This is a genomic window from Belnapia arida, from assembly GCF_016773205.1.
GTDB lineage: Bacteria > Pseudomonadota > Alphaproteobacteria > Acetobacterales > Acetobacteraceae > Belnapia > Belnapia arida.
The window spans coordinates 32309-43170 of sequence record NZ_JAETWB010000024.1 but is presented as its reverse complement, the minus strand read 5'-3'; the positions used below and the strand labels follow the sequence as shown (position 1 = coordinate 43170).

The window sequence follows — 10862 nt, the reverse complement described above, 5'->3', positions numbered from 1 at the left end:
GGGGCAGGAACCCCGGCAACCCGGCCACGTTCCGCGGCGAACGGGAAAGGGCCGCCGCATGCCGAGCAACGCCAGCGAGATCGTCGTCGACACGCTGCACGCCTGGGGGGTCGACACCATCTTCGGCCTGGCCGGGGACGGCATCAACGGCGTGGTGGAGGCGCTCCGCACCCGGCAGGACCGCATCCGCTTCGTCGCCGTCCGGCATGAGGAGGGCGCCGCCTTCATGGCCGCCGCCTACGCGAAATGGACCGGGAAGATCGGCTGCTGCTTCGCCACCACCGGCCCGGGCGGCCTGCATCTGCTGAACGGGCTCTACGACGCGAAGCTCGACCTTGCCCCGGTGGTGGCGCTGACCGGCCTGCCCTATCACGACCTGGCCGACACCTTCACCCAGCAGGACGTCCCGCTCGACCGGGTCTTTGCCGATGTCGCGGCCTACAACGCCCGCATCATGGGCGCTGCCCACGCCGAGAAGCTCACCGATCTCGCCTGCCGCACGGCGCTCGCCCGCCGCGGCGTCGCGCATCTGGCGCTGGCGACGGACGTGCAGGAGGAGGCGGAGGACAAACCCTCGCCGCGCGGCGCGGCGCAGTCCAGCGGCCACAACTGGCAGGACGGCCTGCGCCTGCCCGAGCCGGATGCGGTAGCCAGGGCGGCCGAGATCCTGAACGGCGCGCAGCGCGTCGCCATCCTCGCCGGCCGCGGCGCGCTCGGTGCGAAGGCGGAGCTGGAGCAGGCCGCGCAGCTGCTCGGCGCCCCGGTGGCGAAGGCGCTGCTCGGCAAGGCGGTGCTGCCGGACGATCACCCCCACACCACCGGCGGCATCGGCTACTACGGCACCTTCGGCACCCATGCCGCTATGGCGGAGTGCGACGCGCTGCTGATCGTCGGCTCCACCTTCCCCTATGTCGAATACTACCCGAAGCCCGGCCAGGCGCGCATCGTGCAGATCGACCGCGACGCACAGCGCATCGGCCTCCGCCAGGCCGCCGAGGTGGGGCTGGTCGGCGATGCCAGGACGACGCTCGAGATGCTGAACGGGGCGCTCCGCCGCAAGGAGGACCGCAGCTTCCTCGAGCGCGCCCAGGCCGAGACGCGCCGCTGGACCGAGGCGCTGCGCGCCGCCGAGACCAGCCCCCGCCTGCCGATGAACCCCTCCGCCCCGGTCGCCGCCTTCGGCGCGCGGCTGCCGCCGGATGCGGTGGTGGTCTCCGATAGCGGCCACCATACCGGCCTCGTCGCGCGGCACATGCGGCTGGGCCCCGGGCATGATTTCGGCGTCTCCGGCCTGCTCGCCAGCATGGCCTGCGCCATCCCCTATGCGGTGGCCGCCGGCTGCGCCTTTCCGGGCCGGCCGATCTTCGGCGTCATCGGCGATGGCGGGCTGTCCATGCAGCTCGGCGAACTCGCCACCGCCGTCGCCATGAAGCTGCCGCTCAAGCTGCTGGTGCTGCGCAACGGCTCGCTCGGGCAGATTAAGTGGGAGCAGCTTCTCTTCCTCGGCAATCCGGAATTCGGCTGCGAGGTGCCGCCGATCGACTTCGCCAAGGCGGCCGAGGCGATGGGCGCCCGCGGCTTCACCGTCGAGGACCCGGCGCAGCTCGACGCCGTGCTGGATCAGGCGATGGCGGTGGAGGGCCCCGTCGTCATCCAGGCCATCGTCGACCAGAACGAGCCGCTACTGCCCGCCGTGGTATCCGAAAGCTACGCCCAGCACCTGAAGCAGGCGCTGGACCAGGGCACCAAAGGCGCCGCCGAGATCGGGCAGGCGCTGGAGCGCGAACCCTCGCGCTCCATGATGGGCGATCAGTCTGCCTCGGCCTGACTGTCGCCGCTCCGATGCGGAACCGGCTCGTGCCGAGCCGGGGACTGGTGCCCTGGGCGTTTCCGCCTAGGGCGTTCGCCGACTAGCCGCCCACCACCATGGCGGTGAAGGGCCAGACATAGGCCTGCAGCATCACCAGCAGGCCGACCAGCACCGCCAGGACGATGGAGTGGAAGAAGACGAAGCGCAGGATCGTCCCCTCCTGCCCGAACCAGTTGGTCGCGGTGGAGGCGACGACGATGCTCTGCGCATCGATCATCTTGCCCATCACGCCGCCCGAGGAATTGGCCGCCGCCATCAGCACCGGCGAAAGGCCGAGCTGCTGCGCGGTGATCTTCTGCAGCCCGCCGAACAGCACGTTGGAGGCGGTGTCCGATCCGGTCAGCGCCACGCCCAGCCAGCCGAGCATCGTCCCGAAGAGCGGGAAGAGGAAGCCGGTGGAGGCGAAGGCCAGCCCCATCGTCGCATCCAGCCCTGAATAGCGCGTCAGCGTGCCGAGCCCGAGCATGGCGCCGATGGTGACGAGGCTGAGCCGCACCTTCCAGATCGTCCGCCCATACTCGGCGACCAGCGCGAGCGGCGAGAAGCGCATCAGCAGCCCCGCGAGGATCGACGAGAACAGGATCCCCGTCCCCGTCATCGACAGGATGTTGAAGGCCCAGACGGCGGCCTCCGGCGTCGCCCGCTCCACCACCGGCGGCGCCTTGACGACGGCATTGTGCAGCCCCTCGATCGGGAAGCTCGTGGTGAAGATGCCGTTCAGCGCCGCCCGCACGCCGGGCAGGCCCCAGGCGAAGACGAAGACGGTGAGGATCAGCCAGGGCATCCACGCCCGCACCAGCGCGGCGCGGTCGAGCGGCTCGTCGCCGAGCGGCGCGACGGCCGGCGCCGCGCCCGCGCTCGGGTCGGCCCCGCGCAGCGCCGGGTTGGTCCAGATCTCGCGCGGCTGCCAGACCCGCAGGAAGCCGACGAGGCAGGCCATGCAGACCAGCGCCGAAATCACATCGACCAGCATCGGACCGATATAATTGCTGACCAGGAATTGCGGCACGGCGAAGCTGACGCCGGTGACCAGGATGGCCGGCCAGACATCCCGCATCGCCCGGAAGCCGGCGAAGGCCCAGATCAGCCAGAAGGGCACGATCAGGCTGAAGAAGGGCAGCTGCCGCCCGATCATCGAGGAAAGGTCATAGAGGTCGAGCCCGGTGACGGCCGAAAGCGCGATGACCGGCGAGCCGAGCGCGCCGAAGGCGACCGGCGCCGTATTGGCGATCAGCGAGAGGCCCGAGGCGGCGAGCGGCGAGAAGCCGAGGCCGATCAGGATCGCCGCCGTCACCGCGACCGGCGTGCCGAAGCCCGCGGCACCCTCGAAGAAGGCGCCGAAGGCAAACGCGATCAGCAGCAGTTGCAGCCGCCGGTCCGGCGTCACCCCCGCGATGGCCTTCTGCAGGATGGCGAAGCTGCCATTCGCCACCGTCAACCGGTAGAGGAAGATGATGTTCAGCACGATCCAGCCGATCGGGAAGAGGCCGGCGAGGATCCCGAGGCCCGCTGCCCGCACCGCCATCCCGCCCGGCATGCCGAAGACGAGGCTGGCGCAGAGCACGGCGACGACGAGGGCGATGATCGCCGCCCAATGCGCCGCGATACGGAGGAAGGCGAGCGAGACCAGCATGACGACGACGGGCAGGGCGGCGACGACGGTGGAGAGGGCGATGTTGCCCAAGGGGTCGTAAACCTGGGTCCAGGTCATTCAGACGGTTCCATATCATTCCCGGGATGCATGACGGCGCGGCGGCGCGCACGGGCATGAATGGCCCAGGCCCTTCCCGGCGGCAACATCACCTCCGCGCGGGTGGCACCGCCGCACCGAACGGCTTTGCGCCGCCGATTGCGATATGGAACAGATGCCCGGCGAGCCCCATCGGAGCCATCGAGAGCCATGCCAGTCTTCGTGCCCCCCGGCGTCATCGGCCACAACCGCAGCCTGGTCACCCGCAACTACGCCGTGCTGCCGCCGGAGGGGATGTTCCCGAGCTTCCTGCCCTGGCTGACCAAGGCCTCGGTCTTCTACCAGGCCAGCCCGGTAATGGGCGCCCGCTTCGCCCAGGGGCGGCTCGAGGCCGAGCCGGGCGGCGGCACCGCAGCGCCGCGGCAGGACGGGCTGGAGCATTTCCTCTACGTCCTGGCCGGCACGCTCGACGTCGCCGCCGACCACGAGAGCGCCAGCCTGGAGCCGGGCGGCTTCGCCTATATCCCGGCCGGGGCGACCTGGAGCCTGCGCAACAACGGGGCAGATCCGGCGAAGGCGGTCTGGATCACACGCCCCTATGTCGCGGCCGAGGGCATCGCCCCGCCCGCCCCGCGCTTCGGCGCGCGGGAGACGACGCCCGTCACCCGCGTCGACGACAGTGGCCGCTGGCGGCAATACCTGCTCGGCACGCTCGACATGTCCATGGATTTCGAGATGAACATCATGGGCTTCGACCGCGGCACGCATTTCCATTGCGTCGAGACCCATGTCTTCGAGCACGGGCTGCTGATGCTGGAGGGCCAGGGCCTCCAGCTGCTCGACCGCGATTGGCACGAAATTTGGGAGGGAGACTTCATCTGGATGGGCTCCTTCGTCCCGCAGCAGTTCTACTGCACTGGCTGGGGCGGCGCGGCCTATCTGCTCTACAAGGACGTGAACCGGGAGGTCACCTTCTAGCCATGCAGGCCCCAGCCCCTTCCGCGATGATGCATCTCTCGGCGCGCTCGGATGCGAGGGGGCTGCGCCAGCTCGCCATCCACCTCTCGCTGCTCCTCGGCGCCGGGCTGCTGGTGGCGCTGCTGCCGGGCTGGTGGAAGGTGCCGGCCGTGCTGCTTCTCGGCATCGCACAGGCGGCGCTCTTCGCCCCGCTGCACGAGACGGTCCATCACACCGCCTTCGCCAACCGCCGGCTGAACGCCGCGGTCGGCTGGCTGGCCAGCGCGCCCGGCCTGTTCAACTGGCATTTCTACCAGCAATTCCACCTGGCCCATCACCGCCACACCCAGGATCCGGTGAAGGACCCGGAGCTCGCCCCGCCCCCGCCCACCCGGCTGCCCGGCTTCGTCGTGAAGATGCTCGCCATCCCCTATTGGCGCGCCCGCCTGCGGAACCTGTGGGACGGCCTGCGCGGTGACCTCTCGGCCTATTCCTTCATCAACCCGGCGACGGCGCCCCGCATCATCCGCAGCATGCGGGCCATGGTGGCGGCGCTGGCGGGCCTCGCTCTGCTGTCCGCCCTGCTCTTCGGCTGGGAGGCGCCCCTTCTCTTCTGGGTCCTGCCGCAGCTCGTCGGCCAGCCCCTGCTGCGCCTCTACCTCTTCACCGAGCACACCGGCTGCTCGATGGACCGTAACGGGCTGACCAACACCCGCACCATGCTGACGACGCGGCCGATGCGCCTGCTGATGTGGAACATGCCCTTCCACGCCGAGCACCACCTCTACCCCTTCATCCCCTTCCATCGCCTCGGCGAGGCCCATGCCGCACTCCGCGGCCGCCTCGCCCATCTCCATCCCGGCTATGCGCGCTGGCATGCCGAGCACTGGCGGACGCTGCGGGCATGACGGCGGCGGAAGGCGTCTTCGCGCTCGGCGACCTGTCGCTGCGCCATGGCGGCGTGCTGCCGGATGCGAAGCTGGTCTGGAAGACCCACGGCACGCTCAACGCCGCCCGCGACAACGTCGTCCTCTACCCGACCAGCTACGGCGCGCAGCACCCCGACCTCGAATGGCTGATCGGACCGGACGGCATCCTCGACCCGACCCGCTGGTTCATCGTCATCCCCAACATGTTCACGGGCGGGCTCTCCACCTCGCCCTCCAATTGCGCGGCTTGGCCGGGGCTGGTGACGGCCTGGGACAATGTGGGCGCGCAGCGCCGCCTGCTGCGCGAGGTCTTCGGCATCGAGCGGCTGCACGCGGTCTATGGCTGGTCGATGGGCGCGCAGCAGGCCTATCACTGGGCCGCGGCCTTCCCGGAGGCGGTCGGCCGCATCGTGGTGAATTGCGGCAGCGCCCGCACCGCCGTGCACAACCAGGTCTTCCTCCGCAGCCAGATGGCGGTGCTGGAGGCCGCCGCCGAATACGATGGCAAGGGCGGCTTCACCAGCCAGCCTGCCGCCGCCCTCCGCGCCTTCGGCCGCGTCTATGCGAGCTGGGCGCTGAGCCAGGATTTCTACCGCGCCAACCTGCACCTGACGGCGCTCGGCGCCCCGGACCTCGACACCTTCCTCCACACCGACTGGGAGGAGCGCTTCGCTCGCCGCGCCGCCGCCGACCTGCTGGCCCAGCTCCGCACCTGGGATGCCGGCGACATCGCCGATGGCGGCGAGCTGGCCGCGGCACTCGCGCGGATCGAGGCGCGGGTCCTGCTGCTGCCCTCGGCGACCGACCTTTATTTCCGCGTCGCCGACAACGAGGCGGAGCTGCCGCACCTGAAGCATGGCCGCCTCGCCGTGATCCCAAGCCTCTGGGGCCATCGCGCCGGCAACCCCGCCACCAACCCGGCCGATGCAGCCTTTATCAAAGCCGAGGTCCGCGCCCTGCTCGACGCCTGAACCGGTTCCGTGCTTATTCTCCTCCCGCCGGAGGCCAGAATGACGAGTGGAGACCGCGACGCCCGACCCTTGGCGCGCCGTTGGGCGCGGCTGACGCACGCCCTGTTGGCCCTTGCCCTCCTCGCTGGCTGCGACAGCCATGAGGAGGAGCCGACCGCGGCCGACACCCCGCCCACCGTCTCCGTCATGCCCCCGATGCGGCGCGAGGTCACCGACTGGGACGAGTTCACCGGCCGCCTCGTCCCCGTCGAGCGGGTCGAGCTGCGCGCCCGGGTCAGCGGCTATCTCGACAGCATCGCCTTCACCGACGGCCAGGTGGTCCGCCGCGGCGACCCGCTCTTCCGCATCGACCGCCGCCCCTTCGAGACGGCCATCACCGATGCCGAGGCGCGCCTCGCCGCCGCCCGCTCCCAGCTTGTCCTCGGCGAGCGGGAGTTCACCCGCGCCGGCAACCTGCTGCAGTACCGCGCCGGCTCCGAGGCCAGCCTCGACCAGCGCGCCCAGGCGCTGGAAGCCGCCCGCGCCGCCGTCACCCAGGCCGATGCGGCCCTCCAGCGCGCCAAGCTCGACCTGGAATTCACCGAGCTCCGCGCCCCGATCTCCGGCCGCATCGGCCGCCACCTGGTCAGCCCGGGCAACCTGGTCGCCGGCGGCGAGGGTAGCGGCGCCACCCTGCTGGCCGTCATCGTCACCATGGACCCTATCGATGTCAGCTTCGACATCGACCAGGCCGCGGCGCTGCGCTACGCCCGCCTCGCCGAAAGCGGCGGCCGCCCCTCCTCGCGCGACATGACGAACCCGGTGCAGCTGGCGCTGGCCGACGAGACCGGCTTCCCCCGCACCGGCCGGGTCGTCTTCGTCGACAACGAGGCGGATGCCAGCACCGGCACCGTCCGCCTCCGCGCCCGCTTCGCCAATCCGCGCGACCTGCTGCTGCCCGGCGTCTTCGCCCGCATCCGGCTTGTGGCCTCCGCGCCCTACCAGGCGCTGCTGGTCCCCGACGCCGCCGTCACCACGGACCAGTCGCGCCGCGTGGTCTATGTCCTCGCCCAGGACAACACCCTGCAGATGCGCCAGGTGGAGCTGGGCCCCCTGCATGACGGGCTCCGCGTCATCCGCAGCGGCCTCCAGGGCGACGAGGAAGTCGCCGTGACCGGCCTCACCCGTGCCCGCGCCGGCCAGCAGGTGGCCCCCATCCGCCCCGCCCCGGCCCAGGCCAGATCGGAAATCGGCCCGCCGATGGCGCCGCGCCCATGAGCAATATCGGCGTCATCTCGGTCCGCCAGCCGGTCCTCGCCTGCGTCCTCTCGCTGGTGCTGCTTATCGTCGGCGGCCTGTCGATGCTCTCGCTGCCGATCTCCGAATATCCAGATGTCGCGCCGCCCACCGTCGTCGTCGCCACCAACTACCCCGGCGCCTCCGCCCAGGTGGTGGCCGATACCGTGGCGACGCCGATCGAGCAGGAGGTGAACGGCACCGAGGGCATGCTCTACATGTCCTCGCAATCGACGGCCGACGGGCGGATGACGCTCACCGTCACCTTCCGCCTCGGCACCGACCCGGACCGGGCGCAGATCCTCGTCCAGGGTGCCGTCTCCACCGCCCTGCCCCGCCTGCCGGAGGAAGTGCGCCGCTGGGGCGTCACCACCCGGAAGATCGCCACCGACCGGTTGATGATCATCTTCGTCACCTCGCCGGACGGATCCTACGACCAGCTCTACGTCTCGAATTTCGCCCTGCGCCAGGTGCGCGACGAGCTGCTGCGCATCGACGGCATCGGCGACATCGACATGCAGGGCGCACGCGACTACGCCATGCGCGTCTGGCTCGACCCCGGGCGGATGATGGCCAACAACATCACCGCCGAGGACGTGATCGCCGCCATCCAGGCGCAGAACGCCGAGATCGCCGGCGGCCAGATCGCCGAGCCGCCCGTCACCGGACAGGCCTTCCAGCCCAACCTCACCTTCCGTGGCCGGCTCGCCGACCCGGCGGAGTTCGAGCACATCGTCGTCCGCGCCGGCGCCGGCGGCCGGCTGCTGCGGCTGCACGACATCGGCCATGTCGAGATCGGCGCCGCCTCCTACACCACCGGCAGCACCCTTCAGGGCCGCCCCGCCGTGGCGCTCGCCGTCACCCAGCGCCCCGGCTCCAACTCGCTCGACACGGCGCGGCTGATCCGCGAGCGGCTGGACGCCATCACCCAGAACTTCCCGGCCGGCATCAAGGCCGAGATCGCCTACGACCCGACGCGCTTCGTCGCCGAGAGCGTGCACGAGCTGGCGCAGACCATCGGCGAGGCGGTCGTCCTCGTCGTGCTCGTGGTGCTGCTCTTCCTGCAGAATTGGCGGGCGGCGATGATCCCGATCCTCGCCATCCCGGTCTCGCTGATCGGCACCTTCGGCGTGATGATCGTGCTCGGCTTCACCCTCAACGTGCTGACTCTGTTCGGCCTGGTGCTGGCGGTCGGCATCGTGGTGGACGATGCCATCGTCGTCGTCGAGAATGTCGAGCGCCACCTGGCCGAGGAGCCCTCGGCCGCGGCGGCGGCGGAGCGCACCATGATGGAGGTCGGCGGCGCGCTGATCTCCATCGCCCTGGTGCTCTGCGCCGTCTTCGTCCCGACCACCTTCCTCGACGGCATCACCGGCCGCTTCTTCCGGCAGTTCGCCATCACCATCTCGGTGGCGACGGCGCTTTCCTGCTTCTGCTCCCTCACCCTCAGCCCGGCCCTTGCCTCGCTGATCCTCCGCCACCACGCGCCGAAGACAATCCTCCGGCCCAGCCCCTTGCGTCGCCTTGTCACCGCCCTGCTCGACGGCTTCAACCGCGGCTTCGACCGCCTGGCTGATGCCTATGGCGGGCTGACCCGCCGCCTCGTCCAGCGCACTGGGCCGATGCTGGCGCTCTACGCACTGCTGATCGGCGGGGCGGGATTCCTGCTGGTGACGGCGCCGCAGGGCTTCGTCCCGGCGCAGGACCGCGGCTATGCCGTCGTCTCCATCGAGCTGCCGGGCGGCGCCTCGCTCGCCCGCACCACCGCGGTCGTCGAGCGAGCCGCCGCCATCGTCCGCGACATCCCCGGCATCGCCAGCGTCTCCGCCCTCGCCGGCATTTCCGGCGCCACCAACACCGCCGGCAGCAACCAGGGGACGCTCACCCCCGTCTTCGTCCCTTGGGACGAGCGCCTGCCGCACGGCATCACCTCGGTCAGCATCCTGCGAGAGCTGCGCCGCCGCCTCGCCGTGCTGGACGAGGCGACCGTGCTCGTCATCCCGCCGCCTTCCGTGCCCGGCCTCGGCAGCGGCGCCGGCTTCGCGCTGCGCCTCGAGGACCGCACCGGCCGCGGCACCGCCATCCTCGCCGCCGCGGCCGAGGATTTCGTCGCCGCCCTGCGCCGCGTCCCCGGCCTCGGTGGGGTCTACACCCCCTTCCGCATCGACGCGCCGCTGATCGCCGTCGATATCGACCGCAGCAAGATCGAGATGCTCGGCGTGCCCGTCGCACGCCTCAGCCAGAGCATCGAGACGCTGCTCGGCTCCTCCTACGTGAACGACTTCACCGCCTATGGCCGCAACTGGCGCGTCGTCGCCCAGGCCTCGCCGGAATACCGCCGCGAGCCGCGCGACCTCTCCCGCCTCTTCACCCGCAACAGCGACGGCCAGATGGTCCCGCTGGCCAATGTGATGACGCTCCGCGACATCACAGGCCCGCAGCGCGTGCCGCGCTACAACCTCTATCCCTCCGCCGAGGTGGCCGGCGAGATCCTGCCCGGCACCGGCTCCGCCGCCGCCATCGCCGCCATCGATCGCCTGGCGCGGCGTACCCTGCCGGACGGCATCGGCTTCGACTGGACCGACCTCTCCTACGAGCAGACGCAGAGCGGCAATGCCGGGCTGCTGGTCTTCCCGCTCTGCGTGCTTTTCGTCTACCTCGTGCTGGCGGCGCAGTACGGCTCCTGGAGCCTGCCCTTCGCCGTCATCCTCATCGTGCCGATGTGCCTGCTGACCTCGACGCTCGGCGTCCGCATGCTCGGGCAGGACGTCAACATCCTGACCCAGATCGGCTTCGTCGTGCTGGTCGGGCTGGCGGCGAAGAACGCCATCCTCATCGTCGAATTCGCCCAGCAGCGCGAGGATGAGGGCGTCACCCCGATCGAGGCGGTTGTCGAGGCCTGCCGGCTTCGCCTCCGCGCCATCCTGATGACCTCGCTCGCCTTCATCCTCGGCGTGCTGCCCCTCGTCATCGCCAGCGGGGCGGGGTCGGAGATGCGGCGCGCGGTCGGCTCCGCGGTCTTCTTCGGGATGATCGGGGTGACGGCCTTCGGCCTGCTCTTCACCCCCGTCTTCTACATGGTGATCCGCCGCATCGTCGGCCCGCGCCGCTCCATCCTGCGGCAGATGACGCGCCAGCAGCGCCGCAAGCCGCGGCTGCCCGGCTGAGGC

7 protein-coding genes are annotated in these 10862 nt (G+C 70.8%); 6 read left to right on the top strand and 1 reads right to left on the bottom strand.

Going from position 1 to position 10862, the window contains the following annotated elements:
• Positions 1 to 58 precede the first annotated feature (58 nt).
• Positions 59 to 1828: a thiamine pyrophosphate-dependent enzyme gene (locus JMJ56_RS25160; protein ID WP_202834510.1), complete on the top strand. Its 1770-nt coding sequence runs from the start codon at positions 59 to 61 to the stop codon at positions 1826 to 1828.
• Between the two features lie 82 nt (positions 1829 to 1910).
• Here the strand turns inward: JMJ56_RS25160 and JMJ56_RS25155 are convergent, their stop codons facing one another.
• A complete protein-coding gene (locus JMJ56_RS25155) occupies positions 1911 to 3581 on the bottom strand; it encodes an L-lactate permease (protein WP_202834509.1) in 1671 nt (556 codons plus the stop codon).
• Positions 3582 to 3770: 189 nt separating this feature from the next.
• Here JMJ56_RS25155 and allE point away from each other — a divergent pair, with 189 nt between their 5' ends.
• Genes allE through JMJ56_RS25130 form a run of 5 tightly spaced genes read left to right on the top strand, consistent with a single transcriptional unit; the run spans position 3771 to position 10859 of the window.
• Positions 3771 to 4538, top strand: coding sequence for a (S)-ureidoglycine aminohydrolase (allE, locus tag JMJ56_RS25150; protein ID WP_202834508.1), 768 nt, complete (start codon positions 3771 to 3773; stop codon positions 4536 to 4538).
• Between the two features lie 2 nt (positions 4539 to 4540).
• Entirely contained in the window at positions 4541 to 5425 is an 885-nt protein-coding gene (locus JMJ56_RS25145; protein ID WP_202834507.1) for a fatty acid desaturase, read from the top strand.
• Positions 5422 to 6417: an alpha/beta fold hydrolase gene (locus tag JMJ56_RS25140; protein ID WP_202834506.1), complete on the top strand. Its 996-nt coding sequence runs from the start codon at positions 5422 to 5424 to the stop codon at positions 6415 to 6417. Before JMJ56_RS25145 ends, JMJ56_RS25140 begins: the two co-directional genes overlap by 4 nt.
• Positions 6418 to 6456: 39 nt before the next feature.
• The gene (locus JMJ56_RS25135; RefSeq protein ID WP_202834505.1) at positions 6457 to 7674 is read left to right on the top strand and encodes an efflux RND transporter periplasmic adaptor subunit; all 1218 of its coding nucleotides are present in this window, start codon (positions 6457 to 6459) and stop codon (positions 7672 to 7674) included.
• Entirely contained in the window at positions 7671 to 10859 is a 3189-nt protein-coding gene (locus JMJ56_RS25130; protein ID WP_202834504.1) for an efflux RND transporter permease subunit, read from the top strand. Before JMJ56_RS25135 ends, JMJ56_RS25130 begins: the two co-directional genes overlap by 4 nt.
• Positions 10860 to 10862 lie beyond the last annotated feature (3 nt).